1 pseudogene is annotated in these 235 nt (G+C 68.5%); it reads left to right on the plus strand.

Annotated features, from left to right (window positions below):
* Positions 1-235, plus strand: a pseudogene (locus ACUYLD_RS25805) (alkanesulfonate monooxygenase); the annotation flags it as partial.

Below are 235 nucleotides of genomic sequence, written 5' to 3' on the forward strand. Positions count from 1 at the left end.
TCATCCGCCTGCACGTGATCGTGCGCGAGACCAATGCCGAGGCGTGGAAGGCGGCCGACGAGCTGATCCAGTACGTCACCGACGACACCATCGCTACCGCGCAAAAGATCTTCTCGCGGATGGATTCGGTCGGCCAGCAGCGGATGGCGCAGCTGCATGGCGGCCGGCGCGACCAGCTCGAGATCAGCCCGAACCTGTGGGCCGGCGTCGGCCTGGTGCGCGGCGGTGCCGGCAC

It is taken from the genome of Paenibacillus sp. SER-28 (genome assembly GCF_052906305.1).